At 52.8% G+C, this 25,095-nt stretch carries 28 protein-coding genes, 2 tRNA genes and 1 pseudogene; 17 read left to right on the forward strand and 14 right to left on the reverse strand.

All coding sequences use genetic code 11. The annotated features are described in order from the left end of the window. Nucleotides 1–84: 84 nt before the first annotated feature. From CYJ98_RS07910 to CYJ98_RS07925, 4 genes are all read right to left on the reverse strand, one after another. Nucleotides 85–160: transfer RNA gene (locus CYJ98_RS07910), tRNA-Lys, on the reverse strand. A 59-nt stretch (nt 161–219) separates the two neighbouring features. Further along, nucleotides 220–1,299 carry an iron-sulfur cluster carrier protein ApbC gene (gene apbC / locus CYJ98_RS07915; protein ID WP_049351619.1) on the reverse strand — a complete coding sequence of 360 codons (1,080 nt, stop codon included), beginning with the start codon at nt 1,297–1,299 and terminating at the stop codon, nt 220–222. 164 nt (nt 1,300–1,463) lie between these two features. Beyond that, nucleotides 1,464–3,527 (reverse strand): glycine--tRNA ligase subunit beta, encoded by a 2,064-nt coding sequence (gene glyS / locus CYJ98_RS07920; RefSeq protein WP_101756062.1) that lies wholly within the window; start codon nt 3,525–3,527, stop codon nt 1,464–1,466. Between the two features lie 168 nt (nt 3,528–3,695). Beyond that, a complete protein-coding gene (locus CYJ98_RS07925) occupies nt 3,696–4,790 on the reverse strand; it encodes an FAD-dependent oxidoreductase (protein WP_101756063.1) in 1,095 nt (364 codons plus the stop codon). Between the two features lie 324 nt (nt 4,791–5,114). On the opposite strand from CYJ98_RS07925, the gene CYJ98_RS07930 reads away from it, so the two are divergent. Further along, a complete protein-coding gene (locus tag CYJ98_RS07930) occupies nt 5,115–5,336 on the forward strand; it encodes a cell division protein (RefSeq protein WP_101756064.1) in 222 nt (73 codons plus the stop codon). 108 nt (nt 5,337–5,444) lie between these two features. On the opposite strand, the gene glnE is transcribed toward CYJ98_RS07930, so the two are convergent. Further along, nucleotides 5,445–8,129 (reverse strand): bifunctional [glutamate--ammonia ligase]-adenylyl-L-tyrosine phosphorylase/[glutamate--ammonia-ligase] adenylyltransferase, encoded by a 2,685-nt coding sequence (gene glnE, locus CYJ98_RS07935; RefSeq protein WP_101756065.1) that lies wholly within the window; start codon nt 8,127–8,129, stop codon nt 5,445–5,447. Nucleotides 8,130–8,257: 128 nt separating this feature from the next. On the opposite strand from glnE, the gene CYJ98_RS07940 reads away from it, so the two are divergent. The 3 genes from CYJ98_RS07940 (at nt 8,258) to coaD (ending at nt 10,005) form a co-directional block, all read left to right on the forward strand. Next, on the forward strand, nt 8,258–8,533 hold the full coding sequence (locus CYJ98_RS07940) for an oxidative damage protection protein (RefSeq protein WP_003682648.1): 276 nt from the start codon (nt 8,258–8,260) through the stop codon (nt 8,531–8,533). A gap of 165 nt (nt 8,534–8,698) precedes the next feature. Beyond that, nucleotides 8,699–9,385, forward strand: coding sequence for a Bax inhibitor-1 family protein (locus CYJ98_RS07945; RefSeq protein ID WP_101756066.1), 687 nt, complete (start codon nt 8,699–8,701; stop codon nt 9,383–9,385). 107 nt (nt 9,386–9,492) lie between these two features. Then, nucleotides 9,493–10,005, forward strand: a complete 513-nt coding sequence (coaD, locus tag CYJ98_RS07950) for a pantetheine-phosphate adenylyltransferase (protein ID WP_101756102.1) — start codon at nt 9,493–9,495, stop codon at nt 10,003–10,005. A 47-nt stretch (nt 10,006–10,052) separates the two neighbouring features. Here coaD and CYJ98_RS07955 read toward each other — a convergent pair whose 3' ends face one another. Continuing rightward, a complete protein-coding gene (locus tag CYJ98_RS07955; protein WP_101756067.1) occupies nt 10,053–10,613 on the reverse strand; it encodes a hypothetical protein in 561 nt (186 codons plus the stop codon). Between the two features lie 205 nt (nt 10,614–10,818). On the opposite strand from CYJ98_RS07955, the gene CYJ98_RS07960 reads away from it, so the two are divergent. The 9 genes from CYJ98_RS07960 (at nt 10,819) to CYJ98_RS08000 (ending at nt 16,688) form a co-directional block, all read left to right on the forward strand. After that, nucleotides 10,819–10,894 (forward strand) — tRNA-Phe (locus CYJ98_RS07960). Nucleotides 10,895–11,202: 308 nt separating this feature from the next. After that, entirely contained in the window at nt 11,203–12,111 is a 909-nt protein-coding gene (locus CYJ98_RS07965; RefSeq protein ID WP_101756068.1) for a hypothetical protein, read from the forward strand. Nucleotides 12,112–12,145: 34 nt separating this feature from the next. Further along, nucleotides 12,146–12,391, forward strand: coding sequence for a GNAT family N-acetyltransferase (locus tag CYJ98_RS07970; RefSeq protein WP_070459813.1), 246 nt, complete (start codon nt 12,146–12,148; stop codon nt 12,389–12,391). A gap of 19 nt (nt 12,392–12,410) precedes the next feature. After that, nucleotides 12,411–13,577, forward strand: a complete 1,167-nt coding sequence (locus tag CYJ98_RS07975) for a beta-ketoacyl-ACP synthase III (protein ID WP_101756069.1) — start codon at nt 12,411–12,413, stop codon at nt 13,575–13,577. After that, nucleotides 13,578–13,973 (forward strand): hypothetical protein, encoded by a 396-nt coding sequence (locus tag CYJ98_RS07980; RefSeq protein WP_101756070.1) that lies wholly within the window; start codon nt 13,578–13,580, stop codon nt 13,971–13,973. It abuts the gene before it with no gap. Between the two features lie 8 nt (nt 13,974–13,981). Beyond that, a complete protein-coding gene (locus tag CYJ98_RS07985) occupies nt 13,982–14,656 on the forward strand; it encodes a glutathione S-transferase family protein (protein WP_101756071.1) in 675 nt (224 codons plus the stop codon). 162 nt (nt 14,657–14,818) lie between these two features. After that, a complete protein-coding gene (tsaB, locus tag CYJ98_RS07990; RefSeq protein ID WP_167382874.1) occupies nt 14,819–15,493 on the forward strand; it encodes a tRNA (adenosine(37)-N6)-threonylcarbamoyltransferase complex dimerization subunit type 1 TsaB in 675 nt (224 codons plus the stop codon). Further along, nucleotides 15,490–15,933, forward strand: a complete 444-nt coding sequence (gene rimI / locus CYJ98_RS07995; protein ID WP_101756073.1) for a ribosomal protein S18-alanine N-acetyltransferase — start codon at nt 15,490–15,492, stop codon at nt 15,931–15,933. The genes tsaB and rimI overlap by 4 nt, the downstream gene beginning before the upstream one ends. Then, on the forward strand, nt 15,927–16,688 hold the full coding sequence (locus CYJ98_RS08000) for a uracil-DNA glycosylase family protein (RefSeq protein WP_101756074.1): 762 nt from the start codon (nt 15,927–15,929) through the stop codon (nt 16,686–16,688). The genes rimI and CYJ98_RS08000 overlap by 7 nt, the downstream gene beginning before the upstream one ends. A 71-nt stretch (nt 16,689–16,759) precedes the next feature. Here the strand turns inward: CYJ98_RS08000 and CYJ98_RS08005 are convergent, their stop codons facing one another. The 4 genes from CYJ98_RS08005 to thiE are packed head-to-tail and all read right to left on the reverse strand — an operon-like array spanning nt 16,760 to nt 18,808. Then, the gene (locus CYJ98_RS08005; RefSeq protein ID WP_049332237.1) at nt 16,760–17,548 is read right to left on the reverse strand and encodes a thiazole synthase; all 789 of its coding nucleotides are present in this window, start codon (nt 17,546–17,548) and stop codon (nt 16,760–16,762) included. A 54-nt stretch (nt 17,549–17,602) separates the two neighbouring features. Then, entirely contained in the window at nt 17,603–17,896 is a 294-nt protein-coding gene (locus CYJ98_RS08010; protein ID WP_101756075.1) for a YciI family protein, read from the reverse strand. Between the two features lie 58 nt (nt 17,897–17,954). Further along, nucleotides 17,955–18,149, reverse strand: a complete 195-nt coding sequence (gene thiS, locus CYJ98_RS08015; protein WP_101756076.1) for a sulfur carrier protein ThiS — start codon at nt 18,147–18,149, stop codon at nt 17,955–17,957. Between the two features lie 41 nt (nt 18,150–18,190). After that, nucleotides 18,191–18,808: a thiamine phosphate synthase gene (gene thiE, locus CYJ98_RS08020; protein WP_101756077.1), complete on the reverse strand. Its 618-nt coding sequence runs from the start codon at nt 18,806–18,808 to the stop codon at nt 18,191–18,193. 349 nt (nt 18,809–19,157) lie between these two features. Between thiE and CYJ98_RS08025 the strand changes: the two genes are divergently transcribed. Continuing rightward, nucleotides 19,158–19,397 carry a hypothetical protein gene (locus tag CYJ98_RS08025; RefSeq protein ID WP_063076797.1) on the forward strand — a complete coding sequence of 80 codons (240 nt, stop codon included), beginning with the start codon at nt 19,158–19,160 and terminating at the stop codon, nt 19,395–19,397. A 20-nt stretch (nt 19,398–19,417) separates the two neighbouring features. Here the strand turns inward: CYJ98_RS08025 and CYJ98_RS08030 are convergent. Next, a pseudogene (locus tag CYJ98_RS08030) lies at nt 19,418–19,947 on the reverse strand (IS1595 family transposase); the annotation flags it as partial. 218 nt (nt 19,948–20,165) lie between these two features. Between CYJ98_RS08030 and CYJ98_RS08035 the strand changes: the two are divergent. After that, nucleotides 20,166–20,432 carry a SemiSWEET family transporter gene (locus tag CYJ98_RS08035; protein ID WP_004518970.1) on the forward strand — a complete coding sequence of 89 codons (267 nt, stop codon included), beginning with the start codon at nt 20,166–20,168 and terminating at the stop codon, nt 20,430–20,432. A 149-nt stretch (nt 20,433–20,581) separates the two neighbouring features. Here CYJ98_RS08035 and mgtE read toward each other — a convergent pair whose 3' ends face one another. Then, nucleotides 20,582–22,054 (reverse strand): magnesium transporter, encoded by a 1,473-nt coding sequence (mgtE, locus tag CYJ98_RS08040; protein WP_101756078.1) that lies wholly within the window; start codon nt 22,052–22,054, stop codon nt 20,582–20,584. Nucleotides 22,055–22,296: 242 nt separating this feature from the next. After that, entirely contained in the window at nt 22,297–23,190 is an 894-nt protein-coding gene (locus CYJ98_RS08045; protein ID WP_101756079.1) for a LysR family transcriptional regulator, read from the reverse strand. A 14-nt stretch (nt 23,191–23,204) separates the two neighbouring features. Between CYJ98_RS08045 and CYJ98_RS08050 the strand changes: the two genes are divergently transcribed. Continuing rightward, nucleotides 23,205–23,678, forward strand: a complete 474-nt coding sequence (locus CYJ98_RS08050) for a CidA/LrgA family protein (protein ID WP_101756080.1) — start codon at nt 23,205–23,207, stop codon at nt 23,676–23,678. 15 nt (nt 23,679–23,693) lie between these two features. After that, a complete protein-coding gene (locus tag CYJ98_RS08055; RefSeq protein ID WP_101756081.1) occupies nt 23,694–24,389 on the forward strand; it encodes an LrgB family protein in 696 nt (231 codons plus the stop codon). Nucleotides 24,390–24,469: 80 nt separating this feature from the next. Here the strand turns inward: CYJ98_RS08055 and CYJ98_RS08060 are convergent, their stop codons facing one another. Continuing rightward, nucleotides 24,470–24,847 (reverse strand): hypothetical protein, encoded by a 378-nt coding sequence (locus CYJ98_RS08060; RefSeq protein WP_101756082.1) that lies wholly within the window; start codon nt 24,845–24,847, stop codon nt 24,470–24,472. Between the last annotated feature and the right edge of the window lie 248 nt (nt 24,848–25,095).

A 25,095-nucleotide genomic window follows, 5' to 3' on the forward strand; every position in this document is an offset into this window, starting at 1 on the left:
TGTTTCAATAACAAAATATTTTCAACAAAATCCTAAAATCCAAACGTAAAAAAACCTGCTTTTTTCAAAGCAGGTTTTTATATTTGGTGGGTCGTGAGCGATTCGAACGCTCGACCAACGGATTAAAAGTCCGCTGCTCTACCGACTGAGCTAACGACCCGACAAGCTGTGCATTATAGAGATCAGACCCACAGCTGTCAACACCTTTTTTAAACTTTTTTATTCGACGACGATTTTCGGGAAGCGGCTGCTGAAGTCTTTGCCTTTATCAGCAATGGCCAGCGCGATTTGGAATGCGGCTTCGGTGTAGATGTCGGCGATGGTTTGGTTGTTTTCAAACAAGGCCGAAGATGTGCCGCTGTCCATGGCTTCGCGTACAGGCAGGCTTAATGGAAGTTGACCGAGCAACGGTACATTCAAACGCTCTGCCAAGTTTTTGCCGCCTTCTGCGCCGAAGATTGCTTCGGCATGGCCGCAGTTGGAGCAGATATGGACAGACATGTTTTCCAAAACGCCCAAAATCGGGATATTGACTTTGTTGAACATATCCACGGCTTTGCGTGCATCAATCAGGGCGATGTCTTGCGGCGTGGTGACGACAACAGAGCCGGTTACGGGGATTTTTTGCGACAGGGTCAATTGGATATCGCCAGTACCGGGCGGCAGGTCGATGAAGAGATAATCGACATTGTCCCATTCGCTTTGGAACATAAGTTGTTGCAAGGCTTGGCTGACCATCGGGCCTCGCCAAACAACGGCTTGGTCGGTATCGACCAGAAAACCGATGGACATCACTTGAATGCCGCTTTCGGCTTCAACGGGAATGAGTTTTTTGTTTTGTTGGTCGGGTTTGCGATCTTGTACTCCGAGCATGGTGGGCTGGCTTGGGCCGTACAGGTCGGCATCGAGTACGCCGACGCGCGCGCCCATTCTGGCCATTGCGGTGGCAAGGTTGGCAGTGGTCGTTGATTTGCCGACACCGCCTTTACCGGATGCAACGGCAATAATATTTTTCACGCCTTTGATGGTCGCCACGCCGGGTTGGACTTTGTGCGTACCGATTTCGGTATCGATACTTAAGTGGATATGCGTGTCGCCGGTATGGGCCATGACGGCTTCTTGGAGGGCGTTGGCAATGTCTGCGGCAATATGGGCAACTGGGAACGCGAATTTCAGGCCGATATGCAGGCCGTCTGAATGCTCTTCCAGAAGCGAAACGGCTTTTTCGCTGCCCAAAGTGCGTATTGTAGTGGGAATCAACACGGCATCGAGTGCGGTTCGGATGGCTGGAATATTCATAATCTGCCTCTTGAATGTGGGAAATTGTTTGATGTGCGCGATTTGCCTGCCTGACAAATCTGCTGAATTATACCCTTGAACGCCATATAAGGGATACGCCCGAAAAACTTCAGGCTGCCTGAATCATCGGGCAGCCTGAAAAGTGGGTCAACTGAAACGCGGCCTTATTCGCTCAAGAGCGCAATGTCGGCAACTGCGTTCATTTGTTCTGCCAAGCGGTTCAGCAGGTTCAAACGGTTTTGCTTCACGGCGGCATCTTCGGCCATTACCATCACGCCGTCGAAGAATGCGTCGACTTGCGGCTTGACGGAAGCCAGTTCGGACAAGGCGGTTTGGAAATTGCCTTCGGCAACGGCGGCGGCAATTTTCGGCTGCAAACCTTGCGCGGCGGCATACAGGGCTTTTTCTTCGTCTTGTTGCAGCAGGCTTTCGTCAACCGCGCCCAACTCGGCATCGGCTTTTTTCAGCAGGTTTTGCACGCGTTTGTTGGCTGCGGCCAATGCGGCGGCTTCGGGCAGCTGTTTGAACGCGGCAACGGCCTGCAGTTTGGCCACTACGTCGTCCAAACGGCGCGGCTGTTTCGCCAATACGGCGGCAACGATGTCTTGCGGATAATCGTTTTGCAGCAACACGGCCAAACGCGCCTGCATGAAGTCGGCAGTTTCAGACGGCGTTTTCTCGTTAAGCAAACCTTTGGGGAAGCTGTCAAAGGCCATCTGAATCAGTTCGTTTACGTCCAAACCATACTGCATCAGCATACGCAAAATACCCAATGCGGAGCGGCGCAGGGCGTATGGGTCTTTGTCGCCGGTCGGAATCAGACCGATGCCCCAAATGCCGACCAAGGTTTCCAGTTTGTCGGCCAGCGCAACGGCGGTTGCCACTTTGCCGTTCGGCAGGTTGTCGCCGGCAAAACGCGGTTGGTAGTGTTGCTCGATGGCTTCGGCGATTTCTTCGGTTTCGCCGTCCAAACGGGCATAGTATTTGCCCATCGTGCCTTGCAATTCAGGGAACTCGCCGACCATTTCGGTCACCAAGTCGGCTTTGGCCAAACGTGCGGCGCGTTCGGCTGCAGCAGTATCCGCGCCCAATGCTTTGGCGATGTGTGCGGCGATGCTTTGCAAGCGTTCGATGCGCTCGGCTTGCGAACCGATTTTGTTGTGGTAAACCACGCTGGACAATTTCAGCAGGCGGCTTTCCAAAGTCGCTTTTTGGTCTTGTTTGTAGAAGAACTCGGCATCAGACAGGCGCGCGCGCAAAACGCGCTCGTTGCCTTGGATGATGTGTGACGGGTCTTCGGTTTGCAGGTTGGACACCAGCAGGAAGCGGTTCATCAGCTTGCCGTTTTGGTCAAGCAGCGGGAAATATTTTTGGTTTTGCTGCATGGTCAGAATCAAACATTCTTGAGGCACAGCGAGGAAGTGTTCTTCAAAACCGGCTTCCAATACCACAGGCCATTCGACCAATGCGGTCACTTCGTCCAACAATGCTTCATCGGCGGCAACGGTCGCATTCAGACGGCCTGCCTGCTCGTTCAAGGCCGTCTGAATGGCGGCTTTGCGTTCGGCAAACGATGCTTCTACTTTGCCTTGCTCGCGCATTTGTGCGGCGTAGCTGTCGGCATTTTCGATGGCGATTTCGCCACTGGAGAGGAAGCGGTGACCCAATGTTTTGTTGCCGCTTTGCAGACCCAAAACGCTGACGTTTACGATGTCGCTGCCGTGCAACACGATCAGGCTGTGTACAGGGCGAACGAAGGTAAATGTGCTGCTGCCCCAACGCATGACTTTAGGAATCGGCAGTTTCTTCACTGCGGCATTGATGATGTCTTCCAAAAGCTCGCCCAGCGGTTTGCCGGTTTGGACGTATTCGTAGGCATACACGTCTTGCTTGCCGTCGTTGATAATGGTCAGGTCTTCGATTTTCGCACCCGCACCGCGCGCAAAACCTTCCAAAGCCTTAGTCGGCGTACCGTCTTTCATAGCATTCGCCACGGCCGGGCCTTTTTTCACGATTTTTTGATCGGCTTGAACGGCCTTCACGTTTTTGACTTGAACGGCCAAACGGCGCGGAGAAGCGTAGGCAGTGTATTCGGCTGCGCCGTCAATCAGTTGCGCTTTTTCCAAGCCTTCGACAACGGAAGCGGCAAAATGGTTGCCCAAATTATTGAGGGCTTTTGGCGGGAGTTCTTCAGTGAGAAGTTCGATTAAAAGGGTTTGGGTTGTCATGTGCTTATCATTAAATAGGAAATTGGTTTAGCGTCTGAAAACGGCATCATGCGGTTTTCAGACGCAAGGTTAATTGAATTGACGGCGATTTTATCATTTTCAGACGGCCTGTGGCTGTCTTTCACAAACAATTTGCCCGATTTTCAAGCAACTTCGTCCGCAACGGCTTTAATTTGCGGTGCGGATATATGGCAAACCGCTGGTTTCGTCGTATTCGGGAATGTCGCTTCCGGCAAACAGCGCACCGGCCAAACGCACGGCCGCGCCGGTAACGGCCGGGGAAATCATAAAGCCGTGGCGGAACAGACCGTTGACTTCAATCAGGCGGCGTTCGCGGTTGAAGCGGATTTCGGGATTGTGGTGGTTTAACGTCGGGCGCAGGCCGGTGGCCAGTTCCAAAAGGTTCGCCTCGCCAAATGCCGGATGCACGGCATACAGAGCAGATAAAAGTTCCAAACCGGAACGCACACTGGCCGGCGCTTGGCTTTCGCTTTCGATTTGGGTCGCACCAATCACAAAAATATGGTTTTCCTTCGGCGCAATATACAAAGGATAGCGTGGATGCAGCAGGCGCACGGGGCGGGAAAGCTCGATTTCGGGGGCGTAAACGCGTGCCACTTCGCCGCGAACGCCGCGCAAAACACTTTCAGACGGCCTGTTCCACACTGCTTTTGCGCCATAACCGCGGCAGTCGATGACCCAATCGTATTGCGCCGCCAAATCTTCGACTTCGCGTTCGCACGACCAATGACACGCTACATTCATTGATTCCAAAGCATCGGCAAGCGCATTCAATACCTGCCGTCCGTCCAACTGCCCTTCTGTCGGCAGATACAGGCCGTCTGAAAACCGCCCTGCCAGTTGCGGCTCGTTTGCTGCGATTTCATCCGCGTTCCAATGTATGGTTTCATGTTCCGCCACGCCGCCGCGCTTCAAATGACGGGCAAACTCGGCAGAAAGCGGCTTGTCCTGCGTGTGCCAGACAATCAGGCTGCCGTTTTCCTGCATCATCACCGGCGTATTCAGACGGCCGACAATCGCACGCCAAAGCGCGATGCTTTGTTTGCCCAAACGGATGACTTCGGGCGTTGCCTCCACCGCTTCGGCAGACGGCGCCAACATGGCCGCGGCAACATAAGCGGCGGCTTGTTCGCCGTTGCGTTCGCCTTTCTCAAACAACTCGACCGAAATACCCTGCTCTACCAGCTGGAACGCCATCAGACGGCCCGACAGACCGCCACCGAGTACCGCAACCTTAGACATCAGTTTCTCCTTGTTTTTAATATATAAATAAGCAGCATATTTTAGAACTTGTTTTGCTGTATCACAATATCGACAGAAAATGAGAAAAGTTTTTGCATATCATGATTGCCCAGATCAAGCCGATAATTTATAAACAAACAGACGGAATCCCTCCCTCTGCAAGCAGTTACCCATCGCCTCAGACTGCCAATCAGCTTTTATAAAAATATCTTCCTTACATAAAACCTACTATAATGCCATCTTTTGACATATTTACATTCACTCAACATCATTGCACCTGCTGATTGGCTTTGATGCACCCATTTGATTTTATAAGGAATAATGATGAAAAGCTTGGGCAGTACTTTATTTATCCTCGGCGTATTGGCATTCGGTTTGAATTATATGAACGCCGTCCCCAAAGTCTTGGCCTGGATTTACGAATGGGGCGAAGATACCGCCCTATGGATTAAAGCAGGCATTACAGGTAGTGGCGCTTTACTGTGGTTGGCAGGCAACTTCCTTGAAAAACCTGAAGAGACAGAAGCAGAACAGGAAGAAGAATAAATACCATAAAAGGCCGTCTGAAAAATTTCAGACGGCCTTTTTTATATCTTCGGCAAAACAGTACCTACTTTATGTCCGAAAGTATGCCTTAATCGAATAAATTGCTACTTATCCGAACTTCACTTCCACCCCGAATACTTCCTGCCATAGTTTTCGCACGTTGCCATAGTGGGTCAGCAATTCGTCCGTCACTTCGGTTTTTTTGGCGTCGCGCAGTTTGGTGTTGTGTTGCTGCTGGCGGTAGAAGCGGTAGGCGGTGCGGCTTTGTTCAGCGAGGGTTTTGTCGATGAGGCCGCAATCGGCAGCGATGTTCAGCAGGGCGATGTTTCCGTAGTTGTCCAAGAGTTGCGGATACTGGCGGGCATGGGCAAGTATCAGATATTGGACAATAAATTCAACATCAACCACACCGCCGCGCGCGTATTTGACGTTGCTGTCGGTCGGCGGATGGGTGGGGAACATTTTTTCGCGCATTTCGATGATTTCGCCTGCTAAAACGGTTTGGTCGCGTTCGGCAGTCAGCATTTCGGTGCGGATACGGTCAAAGGCCGTCTGAACATCAGGCGTACCGCAGATAAAACGGGCGCGGGTAAGGGATTGATGTTCCCATGTCCAGGCGTTTTCGCACTGGTATTTTTCAAAGGCGGCGATGCTGTGGGCGAGGAAGCCGGCGTCGCCGTTGGGGCGCAGGCGCAGGTCGGTTTCGTAAAGGCTGCCTGCACCGGTGGCGGCGGAAAGCCAGTTGGTCAGGCGGCGGGCAAGGCGGCTGTACACGTCGCCTGCATCGGGATGCGGATCGTTGTAAAGATAGACCAAGTCGAGGTCGGAGGAATAGCTGAGCTCTTTACCGCCCAGTTTGCCGTAGCCGATGATGGCGAATTGCGGCGTATCACGGTGTTTTTTGGGCATATCTGCCCACGCGCACGGCACGGCGGCGGCGAGAATGGTGTCGGCAAGAGCGGAGAGCTGGTCGGAAAGTGATTCAACCGTCCACAATCCGGCAAGGTCTTGAACGGCGAGGCGGAAGACTTGGGCGTGTTGGAAATGGCGCAGCGTGTCCATTTGCGCTTCGGTATCGCCGCCGCAGGCTTTGAGGTCGTTTGAAAGCGAGGCGGCAAGGGCTTGCCAGTCGAACGCGGTATCCAAAAGCTGGGCGCTGATGAGTTCGTCCAGCAGAATCGGATATTTGCTCAGATACGCCGCCGCCCATGAGCTTTGGCTCATGATTTGTGCTAGGTGCGCCAGGGTTTGCGGATGTTCGTTGAGGAAGGCGAGATAGGCGGAACGGCGGCTGATGTTTTCGAGGAAGTCAAACAGCCGCATCAGCGTATCGGTCGGGTTGGGTTGCTCTGCCGCTGCCTGTACGAACAGCGGCACGATGGCGTCAAAACGCGGCTGGGCGTGGGCGGAAAGGTGGCGGTATTTATGGCCGTGCCGGATTTGGTCGAGCCTTGCGGCGATAGTTTCGGCATCAAACCCGTGTTCTTTCAGACGGCCTAGCCGCTCTTCTTCGTCGGGTTTTTCCTGCCATGCCCACTGCCATTCGCTGTTGCTTTGCGTTTGTTCTTCGGGTTCGCTCAAGATTTCGTTGAACAACTGATTGACCTTGGTGCGGTGAATGTTGAGGCCGTCTGAAAAGGCGGCGTAGCTGTCGAAACCCATGCTTTCGGCGAGCAGTTGTTGCTGTTCGGGCAAGGCAGGCAGGGTTTGGGTTTGCTGGTCGTCCCAGTATTGCAGGCGGTGTTCAACGTCGCGCAGGAAGCGGTAGGCGGCAAGCAGGGTTTCGACGTTTTCAGACGGCATGATGCCCAGCTCGGCAAGTTTCTTCAGCGTTTCCTGCGTGCCTTTCAGTTGCAGCGCGCGCATTTGGCCGCCACGTATCATCTGGAAAATCTGGGCGATAAATTCAACTTCACGGATGCCGCCTGCGCCGAGTTTGATGTTGTCCGCCATGCCTTTTTTGCTAACTTCGCTGCGGATTTGGCGGTGCAAGTTGCGCATCGCTTCATACGCGCTGTAATCCAGATATTTGCGGAACACAAAGGGGCGTACCAGCGCTTTGATGTCGTTCGGATACGGCGTAACCACGCGGCCTTTGCACCACGCATAGCGTTCCCATTCGCGCCCTTGCGTAATCAAATATTGTTCCAGCGCGGTTTCACTCAACACCAGCGCGCCCGAATCGCCGTCCGGCCGCAGCCGCATATCGACGCGGAACACCTGCCCGTCGGCGGTAATGTCGTTCAGCAGCGCAATCAGTTTCTGCCCGACTTTGGTGAAAAACTCTTGATTGCCGCGTTCGCGCCTGCCGTCGGTGTCGCCCGATTCGGGATAGATGAAAATCAAATCGATGTCGGAAGACACGTTCAACTCATAGCCGCCCGCCTTACCCATCGCCACCACGCTCAAATGCTGCGGCGATTTGGTATAACGCCCGATCGGCGTGCCGTACATATCCCGATAATAAGCGTAGGCGAAATCCAGCGCAGTATTGACGGCAAAATCGGCAAACAGCGTAATCGTACGGGTCACTTCGTTCAAATCGCTGATGCGGTTGATATCGCGCACGATAATCTGCGACACCACATAACGGCGCAACTCGCGCAACTGCCGCGCCAATTCTTCCTCATTTTCTTCCGCGCGGATTTTGTCCCAGTCAGCAAAGGCTTGAAAATCAGCTTCGGTCAAAACTTTGTCCAACATAGGCAGGAAAATTTCGGGCTTGAGTTTGCCTGAATCAAGGTTGCGGGCGAGAAAAAGGGAATAACGGCGGGCAGTATCGAGGCGGTTCATAATCTTTGCCTGAATAAACAGAAAAGACCATCATAGCAAGGTTTCAGGCCGTCTGAAACCCACGCTTTCCCCTATCCGTGCAATCGGCTAAAATACCAACCTTTGCAACCCTACATAAGGAAACCGCCATGACCCGTATGGTTCACTGCGTCAAACTCGGCAAAGAAGCCGAAGGCATGAAATTTCCGCCGCTGCCCAACGAATTGGGCAAACGCATTTTTGAAAACGTTTCCCAAGAAGCATGGATGGCTTGGACCCGTCACCAAACCATGCTCATCAACGAAAACCGCCTAAGCCTTGCCGATCCGCGCGCACGCGAATACCTCGCCCAGCAGATGGAACAATACTTCTTCGGCGACGGCGCAGACGCCGTACAAGGCTATGTTCCGCAAGAGCCTAAATAAGCATTGAAAAAACCAAGGCCGTCTGAAACCCGATTTTCAGACGGCCTTTAAAATTCCCGATTGCCCCGCATATTAGGCAAATAGAACAGATAAATCATACAAACCCATGATTCTCTGTTAAAATCCAAATTTCATTCATTTTCAATCCACATTGGAGCAAACGCCATGCAAAACGACGTTTACGACTATACCTCGCAAGGCTCGGTTGCCAAAAATACCGTCCTGCAAAAAACCTACCGCCTGCTCGGCCTGTCTTTCATTCCTGCCATTGCCGGCGCGTTCTTTTCCGCCAAAACAGGCTTTAACATTTTCGCCATGTTCGGTTCATACTATGTTGCCCTGGCCGCCTTCTTCGGCTTTTTCTACGGCATGACCTTCCTGATTGAGAAAAACCGTTACAGCAACGTCGGCGTAGCCCTGTTGATAATCTTCACTTTCGGCATGGGCCTTGCCATCAGCCCTATGTTGCAATACACCCTGTCTATTAACAACGGCGCGCAAATCGTCGGTACGGCCGCCGCCATGACCGCCGGTGTATTCTTCACCATGTCCGCCATGGCACGCCGTACCACAATGAACATGAACAAACTCGGCAGCTTCCTCGGTGCCGGTGCCATCGTGCTCATGATTGCCGTTGTGGCCAACATCTTCCTCAACATCCCTGCCCTGAGCCTGACCATCGCGGCCGGCTTCGTTGTCTTCAGTTCCCTGATGATTATGTGGCAGGTGCGTGCCGTTATTGACGGCGGCGAAGACAGCCACATCAGCGCGGCGCTGACCATCTTCATCTCCATCTACAACATCTTCAGCAGCCTCTTGAGAATCCTCATCTCTATTAGTGGTGACGACTGATAAAGCTGCAAAGGCCGTCTGAAATTTCAGACGGCCTTTTTGATTTTTGACATCACCGGCAAACTCCCCTATCCTGAATGCCACACAAACCCCATTCCCAACTCAAAATGACCACGACCACTCCGCGCCGTGCCGTGTACGCAGGCAGCTTCGACCCTCCCACCCTCGGCCATCTGTGGATGATACAGGAAGCCCAATCCCTCTTTGACGAACTCATCGTCGCCATCGGCACCAATCCCGAAAAGCGCAGCACCTACACCATAGAAGAACGCCGCGCCATGCTCGATGCCATTACCCACCCCTTCCCCAACGTCCGCATTAGCGTGTTTGAAAACCGCTTTTTGGTCGATTACGCCCGCGAAGCCAACGCCAATTTCATCGTCCGCGGCATCCGTTCCGCCGCCGACTACGAATACGAACGCTCGATGCGCTACATCAACAGCGACATCGCCCCCGAAATTTCCACCATATTCCTGATGCCGCCGCGCGAAATAGCCGAAGTGTCCTCCACCATGGTCAAAGGCTTGGTCGGTCCACAAGGCTGGCGCGACATGATAGGCCGCTACCTCCCCGACCCCGTCTATCAAAAAATCCTGCAAGACCACGAAACAAACGCATAAAACAAAGGCCGTCTGAAATGTTCAGACGGCCTTCCAATTTCCATTGATTATTTACGGGCAGACGTCAACGTCTGCAGGTTTTGATTCAACGTTTCCATGTCCAACCAACCGGCGGCAATAAACAGCATCAGAATCACCGTACCCATGCACAGCACGCCGATACCATACAACAGATAACCCACCAAAACACGGCCCACCGTCGCATTCCCCATCCACATCAAACCGCGTACCTGCACCACAAAAACCCAAGCCTGCCACAGCAGCGCAAACGCAGCCAACGCCGGCACATACAACACCAGCAACAGCGGCAGCAGCAAAGCCTCAGACACCAAAATAAAGCCCCACAAAGGCAGCCGGGGCGCACCGTAATAATGCAGCACCTTGCGCATCGAGCGGCTCAACACCAACCATTTCACAATCACCAAAATCACCGACAGGCACACCGCCGCCGCGCCACTGCCAAACAAAGGCGACATGCTGGCCGCGTTCACCACACCCAACAGCAGCAACACCGCCGCCATCACCAAAGGCGAATACAAATACGTCTCCGGCGAACGATAGCGCAAACGCAAAACATCCCACATATCACGAACAAACACATACAGCATGGCATAAATCCAAAGCAAAAAAGCCGATTGTATCTTAGGCCGTCTGAAAATCAAACCGGTAAACCTAAAAACCGCCAATTAAAACGAAAAAATAATTCAATACAAAACAAAATCTTAATTTACCGCCTCAAAAATAAAGCCTGCAAACGCTTGCACAAGACAACGAAATTTGGTTTAATTCACATCTCGCAACGAAATACGCGAAGGCCAGATAGCTCAGTTGGTAGAGCAACGGATTGAAAATCCGTGTGTCGGCGGTTCGATTCCGCCTCTGGCCACCACCAACCGCCTTGAAGCGGTTATTTTTTTATCTATACGATTTGCACGCCATACTTAGCGCAAATCCTGCTCCAGACCATGCGTCCCGATTTCCACACAAGGCCGTCTGAAAAATTTCAGACGGCCGTTGTTCATGTTGGCATGGCATAAAAATCCGCTTTACCGCCCCATTCCGACAGAATACGGCGCTTCCATCCAAATCGGCTGAAACCTTCGCGAACATACTGAATATGAATAAAGTTCAAGGCAGGTTGGTTTACTATATAATACCGTCCAAACCAACCATAACTTACTCATTGCAGGGAAGATAATGAAAAAAGTGCTGATTGTGCATTACTCGCAAACGGGGCAGCTCTCCAGCCTGGCTCGAAATTTTGCCGCGCCGTTGCAAACAGCCGGGATACAGGTCGATTGCGTCAATATTGTACCGGAGCAGGCATTTCCGTTTCCATGGCCGTTTTGGCGTTTTTTCGATACCTTTCCGGAAACCGTCCATTTAAAACCTGCCCCGATTCTGCCGCCGCAAATCCCATCCGAAGATTACGATGTGGTAGTCATTGCCTACACCGTTTGGTTCCTCTCTCCTTCGCAACCGATTACCGCCTTTTTGCAACGCGAAGAAACGCGCCGGCTGCTGGACGGCAAACCGGTCATCACGCTTATCGGCTGCCGCAATATGTGGCTGGGCGCGCAGGAAAAAATGAAATCTTTGCTGAAACAAAACGGCGCAAAACTCATCGGCAACATCGTAAAAATCGATGCCTGCAACAGCGCAGCAAGTTTCATTACCACGCCCGCATGGATGCTGACCGGCGACAAGCGCTATTTCCGCTCCCTGCCCTCTGCCGGCATTGCTGAAGAAGAATTGGCGGATGCGGCGCGGTTTGGTACGAAATTGCGCGATGCGCTGTTAAACCAACAGCCTTTGGACGAAACCCTGTTTCAAAACATGGGCGCGGTGACAGTCAATGAAAAACTGATTTTCAGCGAACGTGCCGCCGGCCGCAGCTTCTTCGTCTGGGGCAAGCTTTTGATGGCGGCAGGCAGGATTTCTCCGCTTTTGCGCCGTGCGCTGCTGTGCTTCTACATCGTCTTTTTATTGACGATGATTTTGGTGGTTTTACCCGTCAGCGTAATTTTGAAAAAGCTGCTGCATCCGCTGCTCAAAGGCCGTCTGAAAAAGCTGGCAGATTATTATGAGCAACCGTCAGGCAGATGATACGTTTCAGACGGCCTCAAACTAGGAATCCATCATGCCCGAAGTTATCCACTACCCCGAACGCCGTCGCTTTCAAATCGATATTGACGGTTTGGAAGCAGGCTATATCAGCTATACCGAACACAACGGCGGCTGGGACGTAAACCATACCGTGGTCTCGCCCAACTTCCGTCATCGCGGCATTGCCAAACTGCTGGTGAGCGCGCTGATGGAATACGCCGAAACACACCACATCCCGTTGACTGCAAGCTGCGACTACGCGGCGCGGTTTATCGGTTGATTATTTTGACAACCACATCATGACATCGAATAACACACTCAAAGACGTTTATCTCAACCGCGTTTCTGCCTTTTTGCCCAACGCCCCTGTCGGCAATGACGAAATGGAAGCCGTCCTCGGCATGGCAGGCGATGTGCCGTCACGCGTGCGCCGTATGATTTTGCGTTCCAACGGCATTTTGTCGCGCCATTACGCCATCGATCCCGAAAGCCGCCGCACGACGCACACCAATGCCGAATTGGCCGCCGAAGCGGTCAACGGCCTGTTTGCCCAAGGCGTTGCGGCAGAAACCGTCGGCAGCCTGGCCTGCGCCACTTCCTATCCCGACCAAACCATGCCCGGACACGGCGTGATGGTGCATGGTTTGCTGGATATGCCGCCTTGCGAAGTGTTCAGCATGGCAGGCGTATGCGCGGCTGGTATGGCGGCGATGAAACACGCCTACAATGCCGTGCGTACCGGCGAACACGCACATGCGGTTTCCGTTGCCTCTGAAAACGCCTCGGCAGTCATGCGCGGCGAAGTGTTTCAAAGTGAAACCGACCATAAAAAACTGGAAAACGCTTCCCCCGAAATCGGTTTTGAAAAAGACTTTTTGCGCTGGATGCTGTCTGACGGCGCAGGCGCGGTGTATCTGTCCAACCGCCCCAATTCAGACGGCCTCAGCCTGAAAATCCATTGGATAGACCTGCTTTCCTACGCCAACGAAATGCCGCCCTGTATGTATGCCGGCGCAGAATTCCGCGACGGCGTATTTGAAGGCTGGAAACACGCCGATGCCGATTACGGCCGCCGCCACAGCCTGATGTCGGTCAAGCAGGACGTCAAACTGCTGAACGAAAACATCGTCCGCTATACGGTGGAAAAACCCCTCTCCCAAATCGCCGCCAAACACGGCATCCGTGCCGAAGAAATCGATTGGTTCCTGCCCCACTACTCTTCCGGCTTTTTCCGCGACCGCCTTTCAGACGGCCTGAAAAACATCGGCTTCGACATTCCGCAGGAAAAATGGTTTACCAATCTGCACAGCAAGGGCAATACGGGTTCGGCCTCGATTTACATCATCCTTGAAGAATTTATGCGCACTTTCCCCATCGAACACGGCCAAAAAATCCTGTGTTACGTTCCGGAAAGCGGACGCTTTTCAACATGTTTCATGCTTTTGGAAGCAGTAAAGGCCGTCTGAATGAAGATTGACGACATCCCTCAAGACAACAGCGCCAGCTACCACGGCCACCGCAAAGTCATCTACGGCACCCGCGACGGCCACTACGAAGCGGCCACCAGCAACGGTTGGCAGGATGAAGCCTACGCCACCGAAATGGCAGTGTGTGAACTCGATGCCCAAACACAGGCCGCGCGCGAAGCCGTCGAAAAAGGCGAATATTCGCCGCTGTACTACCATATGTTCCGCTGCCGTTATGATGAAACCGGCTTGGCCATGGCGGCAGGCGTATGGAAATGGCAGCTTCGCCGGCATTTCCGTCCCGAAGTATTCGCCAAACTACCGGCCAAAACCCTGCAAAAATACGCCGATGCCTGCCAAATCAGCATAGACAGCCTCAAACAAACCGATATTTAAAGTCCCTCATGATTACCCTGCATTCGCTCGACCAATCCCGCGCCCTGCGCATTGTTTGGCTGCTTGAAATTCTCGGTACGCCCTACCGCCTGCAAACCTACCGCCGTCATCCCGACACTTTGCTCGCCCCTGACGAACTCAAAGCCATCCATCCCTTGGGCAAATCGCCTTTATTGGATGATGACGGCTTTATCTTGGCGGAAAGCGGCGCGATTACCGACTATCTGATTCAAACCTACGGCAACGGCCGTCTGATGCCCGAACGCGGCAGCCGCGAATACTGGCAATATCAACGCTGGCTGCATTACGCCGAAGGTTCGCTGATGCCGTTATTGCTGCTCGGACTGGTATTCCGCCGGATTGAAAGCGCTCCCATGCCGTTTTTCGTCAAACCGATTGCCCGCAAAATCAGCGGCAGCGTCAAAAGCAGCTTTATCCATCCGCAAGCCACGCTGCATCTTTCCCATATCGACAGCGAGTTGGAAAACCGCGAATGGTTGGTCGGCAACAGCCTCAGCGGTGCCGACATCATGATGAGCTATCCGCTGCAAGCCGCGGCCGACCGCTTCGATTTTGCCGACTACCCCAATATCCGCGCCTATTTGCAACGCATCGAAGCGCATGAAGCCTACCGCCATGCCGTTAAAAAAGCTGGTTCGCCTTTATTGAAACTCGACAAATAAAACAAGGCCGTCTGAAACGTTTTCAGACGGCCTGAAACCTTGGTTCACTTATCGAATAGCTTTGCGGCAAACGACGTTTTTACCCAAGCGCCGCCCGAGTGCTTTGTTCCCCCTCGCCGTTCCACTATAATGGCAACCCATATCCTTCTAAAAAATAACACCATGCCAACCGACAACCGCCCGACTCTCGCCATCGACACCAGCACATCCTTTCTGTCCATCGCATTGGAACATCAAGGCGAAATCCGCCTGTTTCATGAAAACGTCGGCACCAAGCAATCCGAACAAATCCTGCCGCAAATCGAACGCCTCTTTAAAGAAGCGGGCATCACTGCCGCTGATTTGGGCTGCATCGTTTATGCACAGGGCCCCGGCGCATTTACCGGACTGCGTATCGGCGCGGCGGTTGCACAAGGTTTGGCCACGCCGTTTGACACGCCCATGATCGGCATTCCCTGCCTCGATGCCGCCGCTTCATTGCTGCCGCCATCAAGCTGTGTACTGGCGGCCACCGATGCGCGTATGGGCGAAGTGTTCTACGCATGGTTTGATACGCAAAACCACGTCCGCTTGAGCGATTACACGGTTGGCAAAGCCGCCGCCATTACCGCGCCCGAAGGCAAAACGCCTACCGGCGGCATCGGCAATGCCTTTGCCCTCGCCGACAAACCACCTTTTGACGGTCAAGCCGATATGCCGACCGCCGCCGACTATCTTAAACTTGCCCGCAGCGGCCGCTATGTTGCCACCGACGCGGCGCACGCCGAGCTGATCTACGTCCGCAACAAAATTGCCCTGACCGCGCAAGAGCAAGCCCAACAAAAGGCCAAACCGTGAACCTGCGCCCGGCCGTACTTGCCGACTGCCCCACCCTTGCCGCTATTGACACACAAGGCAATCCTTCGCCGTGGACGGCGCAGCAGTTTGAGTCGGCTGTTCAACACCATCCCGACAGCGTTTGGCTCAGCCAGGCAGACCACCAAATTACCGGCTTTATCGTGTGGCAAACCGTGTTTGACGAATCCGAGCTGCACTTGATTGCCGTCGCGCCCGAATACCGCCGCCAAGGCATTGCGTCCGCCCTGCTGCAACACTGGCAAAACGCAGTGCAACGGCAAGGCGCAACCCGATTGCTGCTCGAAGTCCGCGCAAGCAATGAAACCGCGCAACAGCTCTACCGCAAACACGGCTTCCAAACCTGCGGCCGCCGCAAAAACTACTACGCCCTGCCCGACGGTGGCAGCGAAGATGCCGTATTGATGGAGAAATCATGTTAAGCAGCCGCTACCTGCACCTGCACGAAGCCTTGGGTTTGGGCCCGATGTGGCTGAACCGAAACGCCAAAATCATCCATGCCGCGCCCCAAGCAGCAGCCGCGCCCGTCCGCCCCAAAACCATTGCCGCCGATACCGCGCAAGCCGTGCGCACTTTATCCGCAAGTGCCCATCAGGCACGCACCGCCGCCATTGCCACTGCGCAAACGGCCAAACCTGCTGTCCGCGTTCCCGAAGCGGCACCCAAAACCATGGCCGAAACACCGGCAAAAACAGAAAAAGCCGCGCATTCAGACAATCTGCCCCGTCTTGACGTAACCATCAGGCCGTCTGAAATCATGGTGGTCAGCATTTGCCCGTCCACCGAAGACAGCCTGCACGGCACGCTCTTTAGCGGCGATGTCGGCACGCTTCTCGACAACATCCTCGCCGCCATCGGCCTTAAACCCGAGCATGCGCACAAAACCGCATGGGTCAAAACCGCGCCCGTGTTCACCGCCCTGCCCGATGTCGAACACATCCGCGCCGAGCTTGCCGAAATGCAAAACGAGCTGACCGCTTCGCAAGCGCGCGCAGTATTGTTTCTCGGCAAAATCTTCGACAGCCCCGACATGATCGGGTTGATGAACGAATTGTGCGCAGAGCGGCCGCATTTCGTCATTCCCCACCCCGCCCGCCTGCTGATGCAGCCGCAACTCAAAGCGCAGGCATGGCAAATCTTAAAGCCATTGAAACAGCTTTTGGCCAAGGCCGTCTGAACATTCTGTTCAACCTAAAATCAGGTTTTCCACCAATAAAAAAGGGCGTGTTCGACACGCCCTAATGTTTTTCAATATTCCGCCGAATGCCAGAAAGGCTGGCCCACCGTCGGCGTACTGGCGCGCGCTTTCTCACGCGCCTCCACAGGTTCCGCCTCATAGGCCAGACGGCCCGACTCGACCGCAAGCGCAAAAGCGCGTGCCATATTGACCGGATCGCCGCTGCGGGAAACGGCGGTATTCAGCAACACGCCGTCAAAACCCCATTCCATCACTTGCGCCGCCTGCGAAGGCAAACCCAAGCCTGCGTCGATAATCAACGGCGTGTCGGGCAGGCGTTCGCGCAGGACTTTCAACGCATAAGCATGAACCGCGCCCAAACCCGTACCAATCGGCGCCGCCCACGGCATCAACGCCTGACAGCCTGCGTCGAGCAGGCGGCGGCAGGCAATCAGGTCTTCGGTGCAATAAGGCAGCACTTTGAAGCCGTCTTTAATCAGGATTTCCGCCGCTTCGACAAGCTGGAACACATCGGGCTGCAACGTGTCGTCATCGCCGATAAGTTCGAGCTTGATCCAATCAGTATCAAACACTTCGCGCGCCATTTGCGCAGTGGTCACAGCTTCCTGCACGCTTTGACAGCCTGCGGTATTGGGCAATACAGGCACGCCCATTTCTTCCAACAACGACCAAAAACCCTGCCCGTGCGCTTCGCCGCCGCTGCCGGCACGGCGCAATGAAACGGTAATCATCGCCGGTTGCGCGATTTGGACAGACTGCTTGAGGATTTCCGGCGTCGGATAAGCAGCCGTACCGAGCAGCAGCCGTGAAGGGAAAGTTTCTCCGTATAGGGTAAACATGATGGATTCCTTTGTAATATTATTTTTTGGGCAATAGCATTCTGAAAAATCGGTTTAGATAGTTTCCAAATAGTTCTCAAGTCCTTCGGCGACCTTAGTCGGAATAAACTCGGTAATTGTGTATTTCGCTACGCCTTCTCGATGAAACGGGTCTTCTGCAATTAACTTTTCCACCTGTTCCCTGCCTGATGCTTTCATCAGGATAACGCCGCCTGTCCGCGGCTGTTTGCGTCCAGACATCACAAATACACCTGCTTGATAATACCGTTCGAGATACGCAATATGCTTAGACAGGTAGGTTTCAACTGCAGCCAAGTCTTTCATATATTCCAACGATACGATAAACATTTCTTTTCCTTTTCTAATCATTAAACCAATAGCGCAGCCATACACGCAGTAAAACCGCTTATCCGCCGACTACAGGGCGCACAATATCCACTTTGTCGTTTTCGTTCAAAACCGTTTCCGCATACGCGTCTTTGGCGATAAATCCGGTATTCACCGCTACGGCAAAAGGCTTTTGCGGCGCGGTTTGGGCGATAAGGTCGGCAACGGTTGTGCCGTTTAATGTGATGGCTTCATTGTTTAATATGATCTTCATGATGTTTGCTCCTCTTGTCAGACTTCTTATTTTCAGACGGCCTATTCATCCCACAAAGCCTGAAATGCTTTAACCACCGCTTCGGGATTTTCCGCTTCGGTCACGGCGCGGACGACGGCAAGTGAGGAAACGCCTGTTGCCAGCACATCTTCGGCGTTGTTCAAATCGATGCCGCCGATGGCGACGACGGGCGTGCCGCGTGCCTGTCTGACGTATTCGCGCAGTTTATCCAAACCTTGCGGGGCGGTCAGCATTTGCTTGGTCGTGGTCGGGAAAATCGCGCCGCTGGCGACATAGCTGGGGTATACGGACAAGGCGCGGTCGAGTTCGGCAACGGAATGGGTGCTCAAGCCCAAGCGCAAACCGGCAGCTTCAATCGCGGCTAGGTCGGCAGTGTCCATGTCTTCCTGCCCGAGATGCACGCCGTATGCACCTGCGGCAATCGCTTCGCGCCAGTGGTCGTTGATGAAAAGCTGGGTTGCACTGTTTTGACAGGCTACGACGCAACGTTCGATTTCGCGTTTCAACTCGTCACCATGCAGGGTTTTACAGCGCAGTTGCACCGTGTCGGCACCTGCTTTGACCATACGCTCAACCCAGTCAGCAGTGGGAACAACGGCGTAAAATTTCAGGGGGGATTTGAGTGGCGGGAAGGTCATAACGGCTCCGAAAGGAATAATTCGTTGTTATATTATCAGAAAAGGCCGTCTGAATAATATTTGTTTTCAGACGGCCTGATTGAAAAAATGAATATTGCCCTATTCGGCTTTGGCTTTATAAAAATATGAACATACTGATGGGTTATCAAAATGAGTGCCATATTGGCGCCCCACATTCGGAGACCCAACCCATGAAAAAATTTCTCTTGTTAGCCGCCCTTCCCTTCCTGTTTGCCACTTATTCAAATGCCGCCACGCCTAAAGCGGAAGCTTTAAAACCAGCTTCGGCACACAAACAAACCAAGCAGCGTTTTCCGGCAAAATCACCGGCTATCAAACCGCCGAGCATTTGTTCTCCGTACGCAAGGGCGACCGCCTGCGCATCAGTAAAACCGGCAGCCCTAACGCCTATTTCAACGTATGGGCACCCAAAGACGATGAAGCCGTATTTAACGGTTCGGCACAAGGCGATAAATTTGACGGTATCGCTACCCAATCGGGCAAATATAAAGTGCAGGTCTATATGATGCGCGCCCAAGCCCGCCGTAACACTACTGCCCATTACGCCGTAAACGTCATCAAAAACTAAGGGGCTGACGTAGATTAGCCCTAAATTCCACACCAATCTCGCAGGATTTTAAGCTGTTGAGACGGTGTGCCGAAGTTAAATCGAAATTCGCATTCTTTCAAGAACAGCGGGAAAGATTTGCGATCGATTCCGTTGTATTTTCGCAAGAAACGTTTTGCCTGATTCCAAAAATTCTCAATGCCGTTAATGTGGTTCTGACGGTCGACAAATTCCTTGGAATGGTTGATGCGGTAATGGATAAAACCGCTCACGTCCAACTTATCATAGCTGCTCAGGCTATCCGTGTAAACAATGCTGTCCGGCATGATTTTCTTTTTGATGACAGGGAATAACGTTTCAGACTTGGCATTATCCACCACAACGGTATAGACCCGTCCGTTGCGTTTCAGAATGCCGAAGACAACCACTTTTCCTGCCGCACCTCGACCACGTCTGCCTTTACGCTGTCCGCCGAAATAGCTTTCGTCCAGCTCGACAGAGCCCTCGAAAACCTCATCGGCAGCCAAGGCCAAATGATGGATGATGACATACATATTTTGCGGTAGAATAGAGTTATTTATCCTGCGACTAGGTAGAAGGCGCGGAAAGTCCGGCAGAACTGGTCAGCCTGATTGAAAGCGGCGACTACGAAGCCCTGCTTGCCGAAGATTCGGACGAACATGGCCAAGGCCACGAACATCATTGCGGCTGCGGCTGTTCCCTCGGCTGAGTCAGCCTGCCCATATTATCTACCGCCTCGATTTTCATATTAAAAGGAGACTTACCAGCATGATAAGCAAAGCAAAATTCAATACCGTTGTCGGCAGCATAGGAGCGGCAATAGGTATTTTCGTATTTGTCGCCTATATCCCCCAAATTATCGCCAATATGCAAGGGGCAAAGGCGCAGCCGTGGCAACCCCTGTTTGCAGCAGTATCCTGTCTGATTTGGGTTTTGTACGGTTGGAGCAAAGAACCCCGGAAAGACTGGATTCTGATTATACCCAACGCAGTCGGCGTGATATTGGGATTTCTGACTTTTCTGACTTCGCTTTAAACAAGGGGCTAATCTACGTCAGCCCCAAAACTAAACGCCCTCATGATGTAAAGCTTTAAAAAACAGCAAAGGCCGTCTGAAAATTGAAATTTCAGACGGCCTTTTAAACGGTTTGAAAAGGACGTATCGAACACGTCTTTTTTTTCCTATTACAACAGGAACATGGTTGCTAATCCCAAGAAAATCAGGAAGCCGCCGGAGTCGGTAACTGCGGTAATCAGCACTGAGCTACCCAATGCCGGGTCGCGCCCGGCTTTGTCCATCATAACGGGAATGAGGACGCCGACGGTCGCAGCCAGCAAAAGGTTCAAGGTCATCGCGGCCACCATGACCAGACCGATGCCGATGTTGCCGTAGAGCAGCCATGAAATCACGCCCATCACGGTGCCCCAAATAATGCCGTTGACGAGGGCGACGCCGACTTCTTTTTTCAGCAGGCGGCCTGCCTGTGTGCCGGTCATTTGCCCCATTGCCATGGCGCGGACAATCATGGTGATGGTTTGGTTGCCGGAGTTGCCGCCGATACCGGCGACGATGGGCATCAGCGCGGCCAGTGCGACGATTTTCTCGATACTGCCTTCAAATGCGCCAATTACGCGGCTGGCGATAAAGGCGGTACACAGGTTGATGGCGAGCCACATCCAGCGGTTTTTCACCGAGTCCCAAATCGGGGCGAACAAGTCCTCTTCTTCTTGCAAACCGGCCATGTTAAACATGTCGGCTTCGGATTCTTCACGGATCACGTCCACCATTTCGTCAATGGTAATCCTGCCGATCAGCTTTTTGTTTTCATCGACAACCGGCGCGGTTACCAAGTCATAACGTTCAAACGCCTGTGCCGCTTCTTCCACGTCGTCTTCCGGACGGAAGCGCACGACATCGGTGGCCATCACGTCCGCCACCATGTCTTCGGGGTCGGCGACCAAGAGTTTGCGGATGGGCAGCACGCCTTGCAACACGTCGTTTTCATCGACCACGAAAATCTTGTCGGTATGGTCGGGCAGACTGTCGAAACGGCGCAAGTAGCGCAATACAACTTCACACGCCACATCGGCGCGGATGCTGACCAATTCAAAGTCCATAATCGCGCCGACTTGGTTGTCTTCGTAAGACATCGCTGCTTTGACCTGCTCGCGTTCTTCTTCATCACGCGTTTGCAGCGCTTCGTACACCACTTGGTGCGGCAAGTCGTCTGCCAGTTCTGCCAATTCGTCCGCGTCCAAATCATCAACGGCGGCCAATAGCTCGTCTTTGTCCATGGACTCGATCAGCGTTTCGCGTACGGCGTCGGATACTTCCAGCAAAACTTCGCCGTCGTCTTCCGGGGCAACCAAAAGCCAGACGATGTTACGCTCGCGCGGCGGCAGGGATTCCAAAACGGCGGCCACGTCGGCAGGGTGCAACTCGGCTAAGAGGACGGTCAGCTCTGTGAACTTGTCGCGCAGGCTTTCGTCTTCAATCGGCACACCGGCTTCGATTTGTTCGAAGGACGGCTCGAGGATTTCGCATAAGGCGTGGATGCGGTCGATATCGTCAGAGATGCGATCGTCAGAAATGCTGTCTTCCACCGCATCATTGTCGGGGGTATGGTCAAGATTCGGAGGGGTTTGTTCGATGCTCATAAATGCTCCGCCCGCCGGACGCGGGGAGGCATTTCGGCGGGATGATTATTGTTGTTGTGTGTCTGATGGGAAGTTCAAAGGCGAACTGGGAAGGTCCATAATTCGAGCCTGCTGAGAGGCGCAGAGTTGTAAACGGTGCATATTCTACTCTTTTTTAGGCCGTTTTACCATTTTTAACGAGGAAGGCCGTCTGAAATCGGGTGATATCGATCCCTTTTTTCAGACGGCCTGATGATTTGATTTTATTTGTTTCGCCTGCCAAACGCTTCTCTGACCACATTCAACCAAGCCCTTAAGGCCGGCGTCGGGCGTTGGTGTTTTTTCCATGCCATGGTGAGCTGCCAGCGGATTTCGGGTTCGACCAAAGGAATGGCGGCAAAGACATCGGGATTGATTTTTCGGGCATAGTATTCGGGCAGTAGGGCAATGCCCATATTGTGCGCCACCATGTCGGCAACCAAATTCCATTGCCCGGTACGGCAAACAACGTTGGGCGTAAAACCTTGATTGCGGCAGGCCGTCTGAATGGTTTCGTTGAGGGAAAAGCCGGCGCCGAACAGGATGAAGGGCTCGTATTGCAGGCTTTTAAGCTTCAGTGCATCGTGTTTCGCCCGATTTTTCGGCATCAAGACCACCAGCGGATAGTCGCATAAAGTAATGCTGTCGAAATCTTCGTGAACCGGCGCGAGCAGCTGTCCGGCATCAAGTTCGTTGTTGCGCAGGGATTGCTCGATGGCGAGCGAACCTTGTTCCAAAAACGACAATTCGATGTCCGGCCATTTTTGGTGGAAATCAAACAGCGCATGACTGAGCAAATCGCTGCCAAACAAAGCCAAACCCAAACGCAGCGTCCCGCTTTTGACATGGCGATAATCGTCAATGCGCGCAAGCAATAAATCGCGTTCGTGCAAAAGGTTTAAAGCGTGGCGATAGACTTCTTCGCCGATTGCGGTCGGCTGCACCTGCCGCTTTTTGCGTCCGTTTTCTTTGCACAAAAGCGGCACGCCCAATTCTTCTTCCAAAGCCTGAATGATTTTGCTGACCGTCGGCTGCGTCAAATTCAACGCGGAAGCCGTGGCCGAAAAACTTTGCAGGCGGATGAGTTCGGCAAAACAATACAGGCTTTTGAAGTCCATTATTCCTCTAAGGCATGATTATTCGTTTAATAATTCATATTATGCAGAAACAAGGTTTCTATAATCAAGCCTTTCATTCAACACACACCCATATCATGGATTCCCTCACCAGATTTTTTCAGACGGCCTTGCAGCTTGCCATCATCGGCGCAGTATGGGGCGTCTCCGACCTTATCGTCCGCTTCATGCATCTGCCTGTTTCTTCAGGCGTATTAGGCTTGTTCCTCATGCTCGCCCTTTTGGGGCTCGGCATCATCCGCCCGGGCATGGTTGACCGCGGCGCAAAATGGGCATTGGGCGAACTCGTCTTTTTCTTCATCCCCATCATGGTTTCCGTCTTGCAATATCAAGACCTGCTGATGTCCGAAGGTTGGCAGCTGATTTTGACCATCGCCGTCGGCACCGCACTTGTGATGATCAGCACCGCCCTTACCCTCGACTTCTGCTACCGCTGGAAACGCCGCCTCTACAAAAAACTCCACTCCTAAAAATAGAGAATAAAAATGGACTACACCGCCCTCGCCTGCTTCATCTGGACTTGCTTTGCCTATGTCGTTGCCAAAAAAATCCACCGCAAAAAACCCTTAATGATTTTCTCCCCCGTCGTTACCGTCTCCGTCAGCACCATCCTCCTGCTGCTGGCATTCGGCATCAATTACGACACCTACCATAAATATACCCAAGGCATCGTCTTCCTGCTTACTCCGGTTACCGTTGCCTTTGCCGTCCCCATTTATGAAAACCGCGAAGTCATCCGCCGCCAACTGCCCATCCTCTCCATCGCCATTATGGTGGGCATGTTTGTCGGCGTAGTCAGCGCATTCCTCATGAGCCATATGTTCCACTTCAACAACGAAGTAACCAACAGCCTGATGGCGCGTTCCATCTCCACGCCGTTTGCCGTCGTCCTCGCCAGCGAAATCCACGGCTCCGCCTCGCTCGTTTCCCTGTTCACCATCATCACCGGCTTTGTCGGCATGATATTCGGCGACCTGTTTTTGGCCTTCACCCGCATCCGTTTCCGTACCGCCAACGGCGTGGCATTCGGCAATGCCGCCCACGGCTTCGGCACATCGCGCGCCGGACAACGCCACGAAACTGAAGGCGTAATGGCCAGCCTAACCATGATTCTGGCCGGACTGTTTATGGTATTGTTTGGCCCGACCATGGTGCATTTGGTGGTTTGGATGATGAGTTAAGCCTTTTCTCCATTCTTGCCAATACGCAAAAAGGCCGTCTGAAAAATGACTTTCAGACGGCCTTTAATCTTATGGAAAGGTTACAGCGTAGAAACTGAAGTTTCCGCTAAATCATGCATGGTATCCAAAGCAGATGAAGCAATACCATGACTTGAATATGTCGCCTTATCTGTGGAAAGACCGGCAGAAGAATCAAGAGGATCAGCCTCACCAAACGCACGGCTCAAAAGCTCATCTCCACTAAAAGCCTTAGTTTCCAATATCGGCTTGGAGGCCGGCAGCGCAGGCTCGAAACCTTCCCATTCGCGCGGATCAAGGCGGATGATATGGTCATCATCATAACCGTCATTAGGACCTTTGCCTTCTCCTGAAAAAGTACCGTCCCACTCGCGCGGATCGAGGCGAATAACAAAATCTTCAGAATCACTTTCTTTACTTGGTTGATGTACTTTAGCCATGAAATTCTCCTTAACAAATAAACGGATACTGTACATAATGCCTCATAAAAGGCATTGCGGACTCTATTCTAGAACAAAGAAAACAGTGGGCAACGATTGAAGGGAACAACGGTTTATTAACACGATAATTGGATTAAAATCTTTTTAAAACAAATAGATATAATTTATACATCATACCCGGTCATCCATAATTAAAAATCTCACCCATGCCGTCTACCAAGATGATTTCCCCTCTTCCGTCCCCTTGC

It is taken from the genome of Neisseria perflava, from assembly GCF_002863305.2.
In the GTDB taxonomy this organism is placed as follows: domain Bacteria; phylum Pseudomonadota; class Gammaproteobacteria; order Burkholderiales; family Neisseriaceae; genus Neisseria; species Neisseria perflava_A.